19 protein-coding genes, 1 pseudogene and 1 other annotated feature are annotated in these 17,714 nt (G+C 36.1%); of the genes and pseudogenes, 9 read left to right on the top strand and 11 right to left on the bottom strand.

The window, feature by feature from the left end; genetic code table 11:
- Positions 1–12: 12 nt before the first annotated feature.
- On the bottom strand, positions 13–420 hold the full coding sequence (locus tag M014_RS0125020) for a MarR family winged helix-turn-helix transcriptional regulator (protein ID WP_026594131.1): 408 nt from the start codon (positions 418–420) through the stop codon (positions 13–15).
- Positions 421–534: 114 nt separating this feature from the next.
- A complete protein-coding gene (locus M014_RS0125015; protein WP_026594130.1) occupies positions 535–969 on the bottom strand; it encodes a DUF3920 family protein in 435 nt (144 codons plus the stop codon).
- 213 nt (positions 970–1,182) lie between these two features.
- Between M014_RS0125015 and M014_RS0125010 the strand changes: the two genes are divergently transcribed.
- A complete protein-coding gene (locus M014_RS0125010) occupies positions 1,183–1,623 on the top strand; it encodes a Dps family protein (RefSeq protein ID WP_026594129.1) in 441 nt (146 codons plus the stop codon).
- Between the two features lie 432 nt (positions 1,624–2,055).
- Entirely contained in the window at positions 2,056–2,271 is a 216-nt protein-coding gene (locus tag M014_RS0125005; RefSeq protein ID WP_081811126.1) for a hypothetical protein, read from the top strand.
- Between the two features lie 28 nt (positions 2,272–2,299).
- On the opposite strand, the gene M014_RS0125000 is transcribed toward M014_RS0125005, so the two are convergent.
- Positions 2,300–2,878: a TIGR00730 family Rossman fold protein gene (locus M014_RS0125000; protein WP_035415749.1), complete on the bottom strand. Its 579-nt coding sequence runs from the start codon at positions 2,876–2,878 to the stop codon at positions 2,300–2,302.
- 73 nt (positions 2,879–2,951) lie between these two features.
- Here M014_RS0125000 and M014_RS0124995 point away from each other — a divergent pair, with 73 nt between their 5' ends.
- The 3 genes and pseudogenes from M014_RS0124995 to M014_RS28880 all read left to right on the top strand — a co-directional run.
- Complete coding sequence (locus tag M014_RS0124995; RefSeq protein ID WP_026594126.1) at positions 2,952–3,275, top strand: MazG nucleotide pyrophosphohydrolase domain-containing protein; 324 nt, start codon at positions 2,952–2,954, stop codon at positions 3,273–3,275.
- Between the two features lie 55 nt (positions 3,276–3,330).
- Positions 3,331–3,837, top strand: a complete 507-nt coding sequence (locus M014_RS0124990) for a ferritin (RefSeq protein WP_026594125.1) — start codon at positions 3,331–3,333, stop codon at positions 3,835–3,837.
- Positions 3,838–3,878: 41 nt separating this feature from the next.
- Positions 3,879–4,216 (top strand): annotated as a pseudogene (locus tag M014_RS28880) (DUF418 domain-containing protein); the annotation flags it as partial.
- A gap of 42 nt (positions 4,217–4,258) precedes the next feature.
- Here the strand turns inward: M014_RS28880 and M014_RS0124985 are convergent.
- Both M014_RS0124985 and M014_RS0124980 read right to left on the bottom strand, forming a co-directional pair.
- On the bottom strand, positions 4,259–5,440 hold the full coding sequence (locus tag M014_RS0124985) for a NupC/NupG family nucleoside CNT transporter (RefSeq protein ID WP_026594124.1): 1,182 nt from the start codon (positions 5,438–5,440) through the stop codon (positions 4,259–4,261).
- A 442-nt stretch (positions 5,441–5,882) separates the two neighbouring features.
- A complete protein-coding gene (locus M014_RS0124980) occupies positions 5,883–7,319 on the bottom strand; it encodes an alanine/glycine:cation symporter family protein (protein WP_026594123.1) in 1,437 nt (478 codons plus the stop codon).
- Positions 7,320–7,645: 326 nt separating this feature from the next.
- Here M014_RS0124980 and M014_RS0124975 point away from each other — a divergent pair, with 326 nt between their 5' ends.
- Positions 7,646–8,284, top strand: a complete 639-nt coding sequence (locus M014_RS0124975) for an NAD(P)-dependent oxidoreductase (RefSeq protein ID WP_026594122.1) — start codon at positions 7,646–7,648, stop codon at positions 8,282–8,284.
- A gap of 28 nt (positions 8,285–8,312) precedes the next feature.
- Here M014_RS0124975 and M014_RS0124970 read toward each other — a convergent pair whose 3' ends face one another.
- The 4 genes from M014_RS0124970 to M014_RS0124955 form a co-directional block, all read right to left on the bottom strand.
- Positions 8,313–9,215, bottom strand: coding sequence for a thioester domain-containing protein (locus M014_RS0124970; protein ID WP_026594121.1), 903 nt, complete (start codon positions 9,213–9,215; stop codon positions 8,313–8,315).
- 139 nt (positions 9,216–9,354) lie between these two features.
- On the bottom strand, positions 9,355–9,915 hold the full coding sequence (locus tag M014_RS0124965) for a biotin transporter BioY (protein WP_026594120.1): 561 nt from the start codon (positions 9,913–9,915) through the stop codon (positions 9,355–9,357).
- A 143-nt stretch (positions 9,916–10,058) separates the two neighbouring features.
- The gene (locus M014_RS0124960) at positions 10,059–10,898 is read right to left on the bottom strand and encodes an aldo/keto reductase (RefSeq protein WP_026594119.1); all 840 of its coding nucleotides are present in this window, start codon (positions 10,896–10,898) and stop codon (positions 10,059–10,061) included.
- A 16-nt stretch (positions 10,899–10,914) separates the two neighbouring features.
- Entirely contained in the window at positions 10,915–12,078 is a 1,164-nt protein-coding gene (locus M014_RS0124955; protein WP_197030421.1) for an MFS transporter, read from the bottom strand.
- 366 nt (positions 12,079–12,444) lie between these two features.
- Here M014_RS0124955 and M014_RS0124950 point away from each other — a divergent pair, with 366 nt between their 5' ends.
- The 3 genes from M014_RS0124950 (at position 12,445) to M014_RS0124940 (ending at position 14,918) form a co-directional block, all read left to right on the top strand.
- Positions 12,445–12,795 carry a winged helix-turn-helix transcriptional regulator gene (locus M014_RS0124950; protein WP_026594117.1) on the top strand — a complete coding sequence of 117 codons (351 nt, stop codon included), beginning with the start codon at positions 12,445–12,447 and terminating at the stop codon, positions 12,793–12,795.
- A gap of 459 nt (positions 12,796–13,254) precedes the next feature.
- Positions 13,255–13,695, top strand: coding sequence for a DUF1641 domain-containing protein (locus M014_RS0124945; protein ID WP_026594116.1), 441 nt, complete (start codon positions 13,255–13,257; stop codon positions 13,693–13,695).
- 44 nt (positions 13,696–13,739) lie between these two features.
- Entirely contained in the window at positions 13,740–14,918 is a 1,179-nt protein-coding gene (locus M014_RS0124940; RefSeq protein ID WP_026594115.1) for an NAD(P)/FAD-dependent oxidoreductase, read from the top strand.
- 196 nt (positions 14,919–15,114) lie between these two features.
- On the opposite strand, the gene tyrS is transcribed toward M014_RS0124940, so the two are convergent.
- Entirely contained in the window at positions 15,115–16,377 is a 1,263-nt protein-coding gene (tyrS, locus tag M014_RS0124935) for a tyrosine--tRNA ligase (RefSeq protein WP_026594114.1), read from the bottom strand.
- A gap of 65 nt (positions 16,378–16,442) precedes the next feature.
- Positions 16,443–16,664: a binding site (T-box leader), on the bottom strand.
- Between the two features lie 105 nt (positions 16,665–16,769).
- Positions 16,770–17,687 (bottom strand): UDP-N-acetylmuramate dehydrogenase, encoded by a 918-nt coding sequence (gene murB / locus M014_RS0124925; RefSeq protein ID WP_026594113.1) that lies wholly within the window; start codon positions 17,685–17,687, stop codon positions 16,770–16,772.
- Between the last annotated feature and the right edge of the window lie 27 nt (positions 17,688–17,714).

Genomic DNA, 17,714 nt, shown 5'->3' with positions numbered 1-17,714 from the left:
TTAAATTTTTTATTATAACTTTCGAAGTAATTCTAATAATTGTTTTTGCTCATCGCGATTCAGCTTACAAAATTGTTTTGCTTGAAACATCTCCTGCGTTGGAACAACCTCTTCATATAAAGCTCTTCCCTCTTCTGTTAACGAAAGATATTTCGCAGTACCTTCTTGCTCTCTTTTCACAAAACCGAGCTGTTCCATTTTATTTATAAGTTGCGTGATGTTCCCTTTTGTAACAAATAGCTTTTTCCCAAGCTCTTGCTGTGTTAATCGATCTTGTCCTCCAATTTGTGCTAGCACATCAAACTGAGCAGCAGATAAACCCCATTTTTTCAAATGCTGATTTGTCTCTCGGACACTCCTATTATAAAAGCGTGACAAACGAAACCATAACAATAACCCAAGTCTTTCTTCTGTTTTCATTCCATCACCTCGCTTGCTTGATGTCTTTAGTTTAGAACTAAACTTTAAAATTGTCAATAACTTTATTTTAGTAAGTTATAAACAAAAGCATAGCAACCACCCCATCACTATGCCTTAACCTAATTTTCTTCTCATATATTCATTCATTTTACGCTCTGCAAATGCTCGGGCATCCTTTTCAATCCAACGAGCTTCGTACGCTTCTTTTCCAATGTATAATACATTTTTCTCATGTTGCATGGAATGCCTGAATTCATGTAGTAATGTTTTGAGCACTTGTTCATATTGTTCCCACATACAAATAAAAATCATTTGTCTTTCTTTATGATAAAAACCGCTTAAAGGAAATAAGAATTCTTCTTCCTCTTCTCCTAAGTTTACAAGCACATTATTTGTATCACACGTATCGCAAAAAATAACTGGAATTTCGCGTTTCTCAATAAGTGAAAATATATCATTTTTCACCCGCTGAATATCCCACGGAAACTCTGAGTCCAGCACATACCAATTTCCAGCTTGCTGATATACGTTTTGAAGTTGGAGTTCCATTAACCTCCATTCTCCTTTCTAAATTCCCTTTTCCTATACATATGCCACAATGCGATAAAAAATAAACATATATTGCAATGTAACATGACATCTAGTTTCAAAAAATGTTCAAAAATAATGTTTGGAAAGGGTTGATTTATACAAATTACTAGATTATAATAATTATAAATTAGTAAACGATATAATATAATAACTCAAAGGGAGATTGATCATATGAACACACAAGTAATCGAAGTATTAAACAAACAGGTAGCAGACTGGAATGTATTATTCACAAAACTACACAACTTCCATTGGTATGTAAAAGGGCCTCAATTTTTTACACTACATGAGAAATTTGAACAATTTTATACAGAAGCAGCTGAACACATTGATGAAATTGCAGAACGTATTTTAGCAATCGGCGGTAAACCAGTAGCAACAATGAAAGAATACTTAGAACTATCTTCTATTCAAGAAGCGGTTTACGGAGAAACTGCAGAAGGGATGGTCGAAGCAATTATGAAAGACTACGAAATGATGCTAGGCGAACTGAAAAAAGGTATGGAAATCGCACAGGGCGCTGACGACGAAATGACATCTGACTTACTACTTGGTATCTACACAGAACTAGAAAAACACGCTTGGATGCTACGCGCATTCTTGAATCAGTAATATATTAAAAGCGGAGCCGACTGTTTAGCCCTGACGGATAAGGTTCTTCCGCACAGAAAGTGTTCTTTACTTTCTCGTGCGGAAGGTTCTTAGACGCGAAGGGCTAGGAGGCGGAGCTGGATACCATTAAAAGCGCAAGCGGCTCGGTCAGAATAGGAGGGCGTTGGAACTCCTGATTCAGAGGCGCTTTTTGCCTCAGATGAAGGAGTGAAACGACCGACTGTTCTAGCCGCTGGAGCTGGATACTATTAAAAGCAGAGGTGGCTCGTTTAGCTCTGATTGGATAAAATCCCCTCAATTCACTTGAGGGGATTTATTATTATATCGATATATCCTAACCATATTTATGTTAAAATATAGAAAATAACATTCTAATAGTTACGTCTAAACAATACTTTTCCAAGTTCATCATTTAGGTAATATCACCATCAAATGACGGGAGTGGTTCAGTTGAAAGACTATTTGATCCGAGTGTTTTTCGCTTCATTAGCTGTTGGAATTACTTTCATAATAGCCAATATTTTAGGCATAAACTTAGATGTAGAAAGCTATCCTTTTCTTATCTGTATCGCGATACTTGGTGGTTGGAGTGGCTGGTACTTATATAAAAAATCTATGAGAGATAAATCTAAAGGCATTCCGAAATGAACGGAATGCCTCTTTTTTATTCATCTTATTATGATAACTGCTTCCACTTATTCCCCATAACAGGTCTCTTATAATTTTTCATGTGGAGCAATAATTCTTCTGCATTATCCGCCGAAACAATCAGCTCTTTATTCGATGGATTCATAAACCCTTCTTCTGCTGCACGATTAACCATTTGCAAGATTGGACCGTAAAAATCTTTAATATTCAATAACCCAACTGGCTTGTCATGAATACCAATCTGTGACCAACATACAACCTCAAATAGCTCTTCAAATGTTCCATACCCACCTGGCAGTGCAATAAATGCATCTGCAAGCTCTCCCATTTTTGCTTTGCGCTCATGCATCGTTTCCACTTCAATTAATTCCGTTAATCCTTCATGAACAATCTCTCCGCGAAATAAACCACGAGGCATAACACCTGTGACACGTCCGCCTAAACGTAACACTTCATTTGCTACTTCCCCCATCAAACCAACACATGAACCGCCGTATACTAATTCACAATCATTTTGAACAAGTAGTTCGCCAAGCTTAATTGCTTGTTCCCTAAATTCAGGTCTCTCTCCTAAATTAGAACCTGCGAACACACAAATCTTTCTCATACCTACACCCCGAAACTATATATTGTTATGATACAATAAATATTGTACAACATATTGGAGGGATGAAAAAGAAGTGAATATAGTCGAATTTCAAAGATGGGTAGAGGAATTTTACGAAAAACGAAGCTGGTCACAATATAACTCTTTTATTCGCCTAAATTTCTTAACAGAAGAAGTAGGCGAAGTTTCACGCGTTGTACGCGCCATTGAAATTGGACGCGATCGCCCAGATGAACAAACAAAGCAAGTAGAAGAACTAAAGATGGAATTAAAAGAAGAACTTGGGGATGTACTTGCCAATCTCATTATTCTTTCTCAAAAATATGATTTAGACTTACAGGATATTATGAACGCACATGTCGAGAAACTGTCTAAACGTTTTCAAGAAACAAACTGAGAATATTTATCAATTGTGATATAATATTCCCGACATGATACAAAGGAGGGAATTTATGTTATCTACAAAATTACACGACGCGCTTAATGATCAAATGAACTTTGAATTTTACTCTGCCCATGTTTATATGGCAATGGCTGCTTATTGCACGGCGGAAAGCTATGATGGGTTTGCAAATTTCTTTCTTGTTCAAGCAGAAGAAGAGCGTTTCCATGCAATGAAACTTTATAATTATATTAATGACCGCGGAGAGCGTGCTATTATTACTGGATTCGAAAACCCAAACAACGAATACAAATCTGTTTTAAGTGCATTTGAAATCGCACTTGAGCATGAGCGTGAAGTAACAAAACGTATTTACAACTTATCCGATATCGCTTGGGATGAGCGTGAACACGCGACAATTACGTTCTTAAAATGGTTCGTTGACGAACAGGTTGAAGAAGAAGCTTCTTTCGATAGCATCATCCAGAAACTAAAACGCATTACAAATGATTCTAACGCTTTATTTATGTTAGATGCGGAATTGGAAAAACGCACATTTACCCCTCCTGCTGAGTAATATCCTTATCACCTTAACTAGTTTGTTAAGGTGATATTTATTTCACAGTAAAGATCTTAGAACTATTAACAAAACAACCGCTTCTCATTATGTTAAAAGACAATGTTACACCAATAAGCATGGCCCTTTTTTACGGAAGCTCGATTATGCTAGTATTTCATCACAAAAAGGCATCGCCTTTACTAACGTATATGTCTTATATGGGGAAATCAGCTACTTCTTTAGCATTATATTAACAGTTGTCATTTACGTCATCCAATTATACGCTAGTACCTATTGGTTACAAAGGTATCGCATAGGGCCAGTTGAATACGTATGGCGTCTTGATACATATTTTAAAAGGCCTGCTTTTACACGTAAGTTAAAGAAAGTAAATTAAACAAAAAAAGCAATGAGCATCTCGCTCATTGCTTTCCTTATTTTATAGCATAACCCCAACGATAACCGCTGATAATATACTTACTAACGTTGCACCATACACAAGTTTTAATCCGAAAGAAGATACAACGTTCGCTTGTTTTCCATCGATACTCTTCGTTGCACCTGCGATAATCCCGATAGATGAGAAGTTTGCAAATGATACAAGGAAGATCGATAAAATACCTACTGTACGAGCTGATAAATCGCCAGCTACTTTTCCTAAATCAAGCATCGCAACAAACTCGTTTGTTACTAATTTTGTTGCCATAATTTGTCCTGCTTGTAGCATCTCTGATGTTGGAATACCCATAATAAATGCTAATGGCGAGAAGATATAACCTAAAATACCTTGGAACGTAATACCAAAAACAGAATCGAATAAACCGTTAATTGCTGCCATCAATGCAATGAATCCGATTAACATTGCTGCTACCGTAACTGCAATAGAGAATCCAAGCATAATGTATTCGCCTAACATTTCGAAGAACGTTTGCTTCTTATCTTCTTCTAATTCTAAGATATCTTCTTCTTCACTAATATCATAAGGATTAATAATATGAACGATAATGAATCCACTAAATAAGTTTAATACAAGTGCTGTTACTACATATTTTGGATCAATCATTTTCATATAAGAACCGACAATTGACATCGATACCGTTGACATTGAAGATGCGCAAAGCGTATATAAACGATTTTTTGGTAATTTGCTTAATTGATCTTTTACTGTAATAAATACTTCACCTTGACCAACAATCGCTGCTGCTACTGCATTATATGATTCTAGTTTTCCTAAACCATTAACTTTACTTAATACGAAACCGACTGCTTTAATAATAATTGGTAAAATTTTAATGTGTTGCAAAATCCCAATTAATACTGCTAAGAAAATAATTGGCAATAATACTGTTAAGAAGAAAGGTGCTTGTCCATCATTCGCTAGACCACCAAATACGAAGTTAACCCCTACTTCTGCGTATTTTAGAATAGCACCAAAACCATCTGAAATCCCTTTTACTAACACATACCCAATCTTTGTATTTAATAAGAAGTATGCCAATGCTAATTGAAGAACAAGCATAATTGCAATTGGTTTATATTTAATTTTCTTCCGATCTGAACTTACAAGGAAACCTAGTACAAATACAGCAAGTAAACCGACTAGAAACATAACTAGTTTCATATGTGAATCCTCCACTTTCTATGAGTTATTGGTTGTCCAACGAATGACGTCTGACCATTGATATTAAAAAAAATAAGAACCCCTAAATACTATTTACTTTACAATGTAACCTAAAATCAGTAAGCGTTTACACAAATTGCAATTTATTATTAGTAGTCTCTTCTTCTCTACTCGATTTAAAGTATGAAAATGATACCACCTATAAATCAAATTGTAAGCGTTATCTAAATGAATTGCAATATAATTTTTTCAATAAATTATATGTTAATTTATCCCTTCTGAAAGAAAAAAGAAATGAGCGTATGCTCACTGCTTTTTTTGCTTATAACATAACACCAACAATAAGTGCTGATAAAATACTCACTAACGTTGCACCACATACAAGCCTTAACCATTCTAAATAAAAAAAGAGCATCAAATTTTTTCTGATGCTCTTCCCTTATTATACAGCTTGTTCTTCTTTTTCTTTTGTTACCCTAGAATCTCCCCAGCACTCTGTGTTTTTTAAACCTGGAATAGAGTCTGCATGGAAGACTGGATCTTTCCCTTGTTTCTTTTGTTTCACATAGTCTGCCAATGCAGCATATGCAAATCGACCAAGAAGTGTAATCGCAATTAAGTTTGTGATTACCATTAGCCCCATAAATAAATCTGCCATATTCCATACGACTTGAAGTGTCGCAACAGAACCGAATAATACCATTCCCACTACCGCAATACGGTAAATCATTAACCAAGTTTTACTTTGTTTAATGAATTCAATATTCGTTTCACCATAATAATAGTTTCCTAGAAGTGAACTGAACGCAAATAAGAAAATAATAATCGCTAAGAAGCTACTTGCCCACGAACCAATCTGAGAGCTTAGCGCCATTTGCGTTAATTCAATACCTTCTAAATTTGTTGCCTTATATGCACCAGAGCATAATACGATAAATGCTGTTGATGTACATACTAAGAATGTATCTACTAAAACTCCAATTGTTTGAATAAATCCTTGTTTAGCTGGATGCGTTACATCTGCTGTCGCAGCCGCATTCGGTGCACTACCCATACCTGCTTCATTCGCAAATAGGCCGCGCTGGATACCATACTTCATTGCCGCTCCGATACCGCCACCTACAGCTGAATCTAAACCAAATGCACCTTTAAAGATTTCTGTAAAAACATCTGGTAGCAAGTAGAAGTTTTTAATAACAACAAAAAGAGCCACTCCAATATAAATAATTGCCATTGGTGGAACAATCATTTCTGACATACGTGCAATACTTTTAACACCGCCAAAAATAATAACCGCGACTAATGCAGCTAATACAAACCCAACAACATAGCGCTCTAAACCGAAAGCATTCTCAAATGCTAATGTAACTGTATTCGCCTGTACTGAATTGAAAATTAAACCGTAACTAATTGTGATAAGAATAGAAAACCAAATTCCCATCCAACGCTTATTTAAACCTTTTTCCATATAATAAGCAGGGCCACCACGGAACCCACTGCCATCTTTTGTTTTATAAATTTGTGCAAGTGTACTTTCTACGAAACTTGAAGATGCCCCAATGATTGCGATTACCCACATCCAAAATACTGCGCCAGGTCCTCCCATAGAAATCGCTAACGCTACACCAGCTAAGTTACCGATCCCAATGCGGGCTGCTGAACTCATACAGAAAGCTTGGAAAGAAGATACGCTGCCCTTTTTGCGTGTCTTTCCAGTTAATCCATCACTCATCAAACGCACCATTTCGCCTAAATGGCTAATTTGTACAAATTTCAATTTAAAAGAAAAATAAAGCCCTAGACCTATTAACATTGCGATAAGAATATATGACCAAAGAATCGTATTCGTTGATGAAACGAACTGTTCTAAAATGTTCATACGATTAGTCCCCTCCCTTTTCTCCTCATAAATTGAATTATATTTAAAAAATATCCAAAAATCAACATTTTTCGACAGGTTATTACTTCCAAATGTTAGGTTTTATAACACAACCATGTCACTTGTTAAGAAATATGACTCGTTATTTTTAAAAGCCTACATGCTACTTGAAGAAATATTTTTGATAAACAAAGCGATTGACAAAAACCACCTGTTGTAACTATACTAGTTACAACAGGTGGTGTCACCTCTGCTTAACGACATCGATTCATTATTACACATATATTTTTAACATTAATTCTATTAAACATTCGGAGGTATATATTATGAAAATTGGAATTATCGGAGCAAGCGGAAAAGCTGGAAGTCGCATTTTAAAAGAGGCTCTTGATCGCGGTCACGAAGTTACTGCAATCGTAAGAAACGCAGCAAAAATTACAGAAAATAACGTGAAAGTTTTAGAAAAAGACGTATTCGATCTTACTGCTGATGATCTTCAAGCATTTGATGTGGTTGTAAATGCATTTGGCGCTCCAGCAGGAAGAGAATATCTCCATGTAGATGCAGGTAACGTATTAATCGAAGCGATGAAAGGTGCACCTAGCACAAAATTACTTGTTGTTGGTGGTGCTGGAAGCTTATTTGTAGATGATGCAAAAACAACGCGTGTATTTGAAACACCAGGTTTCCCAAACGAATATCTTGCAACAGCTCAAAATCAAGGCCAAAACCTTGAAATTTTACAACAAACAAATGATATCACTTGGACATTCATTAGCCCTTCTGCACTATTTTCATTAGGTAAACGTACTGGTTCTTACAAAGCAGGTAAAGATCACCTTCTTGTTAACGCAAAAGGCAACAGCTATGTAAGTTACGAAGATTTCGCTGTAGCTGCACTTGACGAAATTGAAAATCCAAAACATGTGAACAAACGCTTTACAGTTGTTTCAGAAGCTGAGTAAAAAAGCGCTGGCAAACGCCAGCGCTTTTTTATCGTTTAGAAGGTTTATTCGGTTTCTGCGGAACTCCGGCCTTTTTCCAGCTTACCGCTAAATCCGGGCTTGCTTTTTCTTCACTACGTTCTAATAGAACAACCGCATCTTGAATTTTCGGTGTCCCCTTATGCGCGATACCTTGTAACTTTGTTAAAGTTCCTAATACTTTAAAGCTAAATTCACCAGATGGCGCTTGTTTTGGAATTAAGACGCGGAACTTTTCACCTACATTAAACTGTGTTTTTGTTTCACCTTGTTCATTCACAAATTTAACACCTTCAGGTGCACCAGTTGCCTGTACTTGGTACGTTCCACTTTTCGCATTTGTTTGAACCGTATATAAATCTGTTTGGAAGAACTCCCCTTCCAATACTGCTTCTTGCTTTTCTGATGGTGTAACACTCATCGTAATCTCTTGCACTTCTTCACTGCTCTTTGCTCTCGCAACAATATCTCTCATTACTCTTTCTACATTTTTATTACGAAAATCTAAATCATTAATATCCACTTGTCCCAGTGCATTCCATACAGCGAGCTGCGTCGCATAGTGAGCCTCTCTCCAATCAGACACACCCAATTCTTGTGGACTTTTTTGTGGGTATCCATTTAACAATACACGATACACGCCAATATCCACTTTACCGAGTTCAGGTAAATCTTGACCGCTTGGTGATTTCAAATCTACATTTAAGCAGAATGCAATTTTCCCATCTGCTGTTTTAATAAGCTCTGTTCGGATTGGTTTCTTTTTTGATTTACTATAACTCCAATCCATTTGATACTTTGTATGATCCATAACTACTGCGAATGCTTGTTGAAGTGGGAATAATAAGTTCGCAAATACCAATAATAGACCAAAGAAAACAGCCAATAATTTATACGATGGTTTCATATTCATGTTCACAACCCCTTATAAAATAACAAATTTACTACTACATAGTATTTAGTTAGAAAAATTTTTTATGCATTGCATTCACTTAGATTCCTGCAAATTAAAAAAGCATAGGCTGCCCTATGCTCTTTCATTTCAAAATTATTCAACTTTCTTGAAGAAGTAGGTTTGAACGTACTAATGCTCCTCGCACCTTAATTCCAATCCATGCTGCTAATGCAGCTTTTATTACACCTACAATAAGGAAGGGAACAAAACCACCCATGAACGCCGCTTGCCACCCTAGTGATGCTACATACTTTAAAAATACAGTTCCAATTGTTAATGTCACGAGCATCCCTAAAATATTTGCCATTAATGAGTTCCAAAATGTAAGTTTTGTTTTTTCCGTTAACAAACCAATTAAAAAAGCAGTTGGGATGAAGGCTAATAAGAAGCCACCTGTAGGACCGAATAAAACAGATAAACCGCCACTAAACCCCGCATACACAGGAATTCCAGTTGCACCAATTAAAACATATAACAATACAGATAAAGTGCCATAACGTGAACCTAAAATTGTAGCAGTAAGACCAATCGCTAGCGTCTGTCCTGTTATCGGAACAAGCGGCAGTGGGATGGTAACTTGAGCCAAAATACCAATAATAGCAGCAAATAGTGCAGTCACAATTAGCATGCGAAAATGATTTGTACGATGATTATTCATATGTGCCTCCCCAGAAAAATTCATATTATAAATTTAAGATATCCTATTCAATATACGGAGTAAATATTTTTGTTTGAATATTTAGTTTTTACCAATTAAAAAGAAGGACACAAATTCTTTTGTGCCCTTCTCTCTTGTTCATTTTAGAAATCAAAATTATCCGGATCTGGACCAACGCGATGATTTTGATTTAACGCAGCAATTTTCTCCATATCTTCTGTTGCTAATTCAAAATTAAATATGTCCGCATTTTGGATAATACGGTGCTCTTTTGTTGATTTCGGAATGGTTACAATTTCATTTTGTAAATCCCAGCGCAGAATAATTTGCGCTGTTGTTTTTCCATATTTATCAGCTATTTCTTTTAATGTTTCGTTATCTAATAATTGACCTTGCATAAGTGGTGACCATGCTTCCATTTGAATACCTTGCTCTTTACAGAAAGCTTGTAATTCTTTTTGCGTTAAACGAGGGTGATATTCCACTTGGTTAATCATCGGTTTAATTTCGGCCCCTTCCATTACATCTTTCAAATGATGGATTTGGAAGTTACTCACGCCAATTGCACGTACTCGTCCTTCTTTATATAACGTTTCTAATGCTTTCCATGTATCTTTATATTTCTTTTCTACAGGCCAATGAACAAGATATAAATCTAAATACTCAAGCTCGAGTTTTTTTAGACTTTCTTCATATGCAGCTAACGTTTCTTCATACCCTTGATCTGCGTTCCATACTTTTGAAGTAATAAATAAGTCTTCTCTAGAAATGCCTGCTTCTTTCATACCTTCACGTATTCCTTCTCCCACAGCCTTTTCATTCGCATAAATTGCCGCGGTATCAATGCTGCGATATCCTTGTTTAATCGCTGTTTTCACTGCATTAACAAGTTCTGGACCTTCTTCTACTTTAAATACTCCTAAGCCAAACCATGGCATTTCTACACCATTATGCAATACTGTTTTACTTTGTAAATTTTTCATTATATTTTTCTCTCCTTTATTTCACTTGATCTCTTTTTTCTAATGTCATACTCCACGCTGTTAAAATAACAGCGCCTACTACCATAATGCCACCTACCCAGGCTGTATGAATTAACCCTAACGAGTTCGTTACAATACCACCTAAATAAGCACCAAGAGCAATTCCTGCATTAAACGCTGCAATGTTAATTGCTGATGCAACATCTACAGCGCTCGGAACAAAGCGTTCAGCTAATATCACGACATATACTTGTAATCCTGGAACATTCATAAACGCGAATAATCCCATTAAAATAATCGTGATGAGCCCCGCCACCTTGAATGGTGCCGTAAATGTGAGTACAAATAGCACGATCGCTTGAATAAAAAACATATAGAATAATGCACGAATCGGATTATGGTTCGATAGTTTTCCACCAATCATATTTCCTATCGCAATTGCGATTCCATACACTAGTAAAATGATAGTAACTGTACTTGCTTTAAACCCTGTTATCTCCTGTAATAGCGGTGATAAATACGTAAATGTTACGAATGTTCCACCGTATCCTAATGCAGTAATGATGAAAACAAGTAATAGTCTTCCATTCGTAATCAGTTTGAATTGATCACGAAATGATACAGACGTACCTTTTTTTAAATTAGACGAAATTAGCATACTGTTGGCGATTAAAGCAACGATTCCAATTACTACAATCACCATGAACGATGCTCTCCAGCCGAATTGTTGACCAATAAATGTTCCAATTGGTACACCTGTAATGGTCGCAACAGTTAAACCAGTAAACATAAAAGCAATCGCACTGGCACGTTTATTCTCTGGTACGAGTGCAGCCGCAATTGTAGATCCAATCGACATAAAAACGCCATGTGCAAAAGCAGATACAACCCTCGCGATAAGTAGGACACTAAAACTTGTTGCTACTGCCGCAATTCCATTACCAATAATGAAAATAATCATTATCCACATTAATAACGTCTTTCGCGACATACTAGCTGTTAACGACGTTAATACAGGAGCGCCAAACGCTACTCCTAATGCATATAAAGAAACGGTTAAACCAGCTGTTGTAACTGAAACATGTAAATCATTTGAAATAGACGGCAATAAACCGACACTAATAAATTCAGTTGTACCAATGCCAAATGCACTAATTGCTAGTGCTAATAATGCAAACATACTTCTTCGATTCGTCTGAACTTCCGAAGATGATACTGTATATGAACTCAATTGAATTCCTCCTTATCACAAGAAATCCAATCATAATAGTATGATAAAAAGGCCCTTTTATCTTCTAAAAAATATATTTAATACCTATAAACGCTATTATGAATGGTTTCATTCTTTTTTTGAAGAACGCACTTTAAAGTACTATAGGTACTAAAAAGTAACATAGGCACCTTTTAGTAACGTACTACTCATTTGCCTCTTACATATGCTATTATGAAACATGTTCAACATAAAAAACAGTACGTACTTTCAAGTACTATAGGCACTAAAAAGTAACATATGACTATAAAAGACTCATTAAAGGAGTTGTAATATATGAAGAAATACAACATTCCTGTAGAAGCAACCTTAGAAGTAATCGGCGGAAAATGGAAAGTCGTTATTCTTTGCCACTTAACAAAAGGGACAAAACGAACAAGTGAATTAAAACGCTTAATGCCTGGCATTACACAAAAGATGCTCACACAGCAATTGCGTGAATTAGAAGAAGATGGGGTTATTCAAAGGAAGGTATATAATCAAGTTCCACCAAAAGTAGAGTACTCACTTACTGAATATGGTTGGTCCTTAGAAGCGATTTTGGATTCTCTTTGCACATGGGGAGAATGCCATCTCGAAAAGAATGGGAATTCATCCATGCCTATCTCGCAAGTAGACCAATCCTAATCAAAAAAGGAAAAAATGAGTATTTATTTGCTCATTTTTTCCTTTTTTTCTCTATATTTAAGTACATTTTAAGTAATAATAAAATAAAATATATGCTTTTTTCCCTTGCAAATACTAGGTTACGGATTCAAAGTCAAATAATTAGGAATCATTTTTATGTTAACCTGGGTGTATATAGTATATAATATAAGATATATATTATATACACTTTCCGATAAAGGAACTTTCCATTATGCGGACAAGCCATGTATCGGACAGTTCATAAATAATTAGGTAAGGAATTATGGTTTTGGATTTATGATTATCTACTACTTGCAATCATAAATTTAAAGGCATTTTATTGCGTTTTGTGAAGCTTTGTATAAAGTTTTGCAAATTTTTGCTAACGCTTACCTGTTACTGGGGAATGTTTTATTCCTAAAAAAATAAGAGTATTGCTATCGTAAAGGAGAATTGGAGATGCCAGAAACTATGACTCAAACAAAGCCTGAACAAGAATCTTTACAAATTTCTGCTAGCCAAGGACAACTTGATGTACTTGATCAATTGTTAAAACCTGAGGTACAAGAATCATTAACTACACTAGTAGAACAGCTTCCAAAATTAACTGAGCTTGTTAACATTTTAACGAAGTCTTATGACTTTGCTCAAACTGTTGCTACTGATGAAGTATTAAAAAGCGACACTGTTGGCGCAATCCAAGAGATTGTAGAACCTGTCAAAGATACAGTGAAAAGCATGGCAGCAACTGCTATCGAAGCAAAAGATCGTGCTGATGAAAGCACTGAAGTTATCGGCCTTTTCGGTCTTTTAAAATTACTAAAAGATCCACAAGCACAAAAAATGTTCCGCTTCATCAATGCTTATCTTCAAATTAGTGCAGAACGCAATAATAAATAATTTATCTTATAACAACAATTAGTAAAGACGGGGGATATCATACTATGTCAAAACAAATTGTCATCTTAGGCGCTGGTTATGGCGGACTTCTTGCCGCTTTAAATGTACGTAAATATTACAGCAAATCAGAAGCACAAGTTACAGTGATTAACCAATACCCAACACACCAAATCATTACAGAACTACACCGCTTAGCAGCAGGTAACGTTTCTGAGCAAGCAATTGCAATGCCGCTTACAAAACTTTTCAAAGGCAAAGACATCGATCTTAAAATTGCAACTGTTGAGTCATTCTCTGTAGATAAAAAAGAAATAAAACTAGCTGGTGGCACTACTTTATCTTACGATGCACTTGTAGTTGCTTTAGGAAGTAAAACTGCTTACTTCGGTATTCCAGGACTAGAAGAAAACAGCATGGTATTAAAATCTGCTGCTGATGCAAACAAAATCTTCAAACACGTTGAAGATCGTATTCGTGAATACGCAAAAACAAAAAATGAAGCTGATGCTACAATCTTAATCGGTGGTGGCGGATTAACTGGCGTTGAGCTAGTTGGTGAACTTGCTGACATTATGCCTAAACTTGCAAAAAGCCACGGCGTAAATCCTAAAGAAGTAAAATTACTTCTTGTTGAAGCAGGTCCAAAAATCCTTCCAGTATTACCAGATGATTTAATTGAACGTGCAACTACTAGCTTAGAAGCACGCGGCGTTAAATTCTTAACAGGTCTTCCTGTAACAAACGTTGCAGGCAATGAGATTGACTTAAAAGACGGTCAAAAAATCGTTGCAAACACATTCGTTTGGACAGGCGGCGTACAAGGTAACCCATTGATCGGCGAATCAGGTCTTGAAGTAAACCGTGGCCGTGCAACTGTTGATGCATACCTACAATCTACTTCTCACAAAGATGTATTCGTTGCTGGAGACAGCGCTGTTGTCTTCGGTCCAGAAGGTCGCCCATACCCACCAACTGCACAAATCGCTTGGCAAATGGGTGAGTTAATTGGATACAACTTATACGCAGCACTAGAAGGCAAGGCATTCGAAGAGTTCGCACCAGTAAACTCTGGAACACTTGCAAGTCTAGGCCGTAAAGATGCTGTTGCTACAATCGGAGCAAGCTCAACTCCACTTAAAGGTCTACCAGCATCATTAATGAAAGAAGCAAGTAACGTTCGTTACTTATCACACATTAAAGGATTATTCAGCTTAGCTTACTAATCCAACTACTAGCCCGAATCATGATGAAACATGATTCGGGTTTTTTGTCCGTAATTATCTATATTATGTTTATTCGGCAAAAAGGCTAGATAAACCTCTTTAATAGTCCTAATATACTGATTTTTTTGTGGCGAAATTGTGTATACAGAAAAGTAGAAGCAAGGATCTCTCCTCACTTCCACCCTATATCCAAATTCTATGCTCCTAATTTCACCAAGCTGTAATTCTTTTTACCTTTACGGATAATGATAAATCTTCCATCGAATGAATTTTCTGCCGTAACATCTATATTCACATCCGTTACTTTATCTCCATTCATCAAGATTGCTCCATTATTAATATCTTCGCGCGCTTGACGTCTAGAAGGTTCAATTCCTAAATCAACTAACCACTCGACAATATTTTTTGTTTCTTTTGAAGTATGGAAAGTTGGCATATCTTTAAAACCTTGTTCAATTTCATCAGCAGTTAATGATTTAATATCCCCACTAAATAACGCTGCTGTAATTTTTAATGCTTGCGAAAGTGCGTGCTCACCATGAACAAATTTTGTCATTTCTTCAGCCAATACTTTTTGCGCCTCGCGTTTATGAGGCTCCGTTTGAACTTTAACTGCTAATTGATCAATTTTCTCTTTCGTTAAGAACGTAAAGTATTTCAAGTACTTAATGACATCACGATCATCTGTATTCACCCAGAACTGGTAGAACTCAAATGGCGTTGTTTTTGCAGAATCTAACCATACTGCTCCGCCTGCTGATTTACCAAACTTCGTACCATCTGATTTTAGTAATAACGGAATTGTTAATCCAAATACCTTTGCCTCATGCCCTTCTAATTTACGAATTAAATCTAAACCACTCGTAATGTTCCCCCACTGGTCACTACCACCAATCTGTAATTGGACACCTTCTTCTTTGTATAAGTGATGGAAATCCATCGCTTGTAAAATTTGATATGTGAATTCTGTAAATGAAATCCCTGTATCTAGACGACTAGCCACTATATCTTTCGCTAACATACTATTTATACTAAAGTTTTTACCGTAATCTCGTAAGAACTCGATAATATTGATTTGATGTGTCCATTCATAGTTGTTTACCATTTTCACTTCACTATTGCCACCGAAGTCAAATAGCTTTTTCATTTGCGCTGTTAATGCATCCACATTATGTTGTACTTGTTCCAATGTTTGTAACTGACGTTCTGTTTGACGTCCACTTGGATCACCGATTGTCCCTGTTGCTCCTCCAATTAAAATAACTGGGTGATGTCCAGCTAATTGAAACCGTTTCATCATCATAAACGGAATTAAGTGTCCAATATGCATACTGTCACCAGTTGGATCGACACCGCAGTATAAGGAAATCTTTTTCTCTTCTACTAGTTTGCGTAACCCTTCAGCATCTGTTTGTTGATTAACAGCATCGCGCCATTCTAATTCATCAATAATGTTCATGTCTTTCCATCCCCTTTAATTTAAATTTCCTATAAAAAACAAAAAGCCCCTATGTCTACACTAGACATAGGGACGATTATGAACCGTGTTACCACCCAGATTGCACGAATAGCGCCAATATTACTATTCATACCACTCTTAGCAATAATATCGATTGCTACTCCGCTTAGCATTACCTAAGATACTCCAGAGTGTAATTCACAAGTTTGTTTGTGCTAGGTTCCAGCAACCCCTAGCTCTCTCGATAACAGTGACAAACTGCTACTGGGCTCTTTCAACGTATTTCATATGTTAAATTATTAGCCATTATATTGAATTTATAATTCATTGTAAATAATAACCAAAAGGTATTTTGAAATAATTCGCATTTTTATGCGCCTTTATTTCAAAGATTATTGTATATCTTCTCCAATAATCCTTACTTCTCTCTCTAACTTCACACCGAATTTTTCTTCAACTGTTTTTTGTACAAAATGAATTAAATCGATATAATCTTGCGCGGTTCCATTATCAACGTTTACCATAAACCCAGCATGTTTTATTGAAACTTCTACGCCGCCAATTCGCTTTCCTTGCAGTCCTGATTCTTGAATAAGCTTACCAGCAAAGTTATTTGGCGGGCGCTTAAATACACTACCGCATGAAGGATACTCTAAAGGCTGTTTGGATTCACGTTTAAACGTTAAATCATCCATCTTTTCTTTAATCTCTTCACGTACACCTTCTGTAAGTTCAAATTTCGCTTCAAGTATAATGTAATGATTGTTAGCAAATGTACTTTTACGATATCCAAAATCAAAGTCGTCTTTCGTTAAAGTACGTAACTCTCCATCACCTGTCATTACAATAGCTTCCGTTAACACATACGCAATCTCACCGCCGTATGCACCGGCATTCATGTATAACGCTCCTCCAACTGAACCAGGTATACCACAAGCAAATTCAAGTCCTGTTAAACAGTGATCTAACGCAATTCGTGATACATCAATAATCGCCGCACCACATTGTGCTACAATCTTTGTTCCTGTCACAGTCACATCTGTAATATGAATTAAACTTACTGTAATCCCGCGAATACCACCGTCTTTTATAATCACATTAGAGCCGTTTCCTAAAAACGTAATTGGAATGTTATGTTCATTTGCATACTGTACAACTTGTTGAATTTCAGTATAGGTAGTAGGCTGTACAAATATATCTGCTTTTCCCCCTACTTTTATATGCGTATGATTCTTTAACATTTCATCTTGTTTTACATGTTCTTCTGGTAATACTGTACGTAAATATTTATATACTTCCTGCATATTCATTCTATGATTCCTCTATTTCTATTAATA

The sequence above is a fragment of the Bacillus sp. UNC437CL72CviS29 genome, assembly GCF_000482345.1.
GTDB classification, from domain to species: domain Bacteria; phylum Bacillota; class Bacilli; order Bacillales; family Bacillaceae_G; genus Bacillus_A; species Bacillus_A arachidis.
This window is presented reverse-complemented; position numbering and strand designations above follow the sequence as displayed.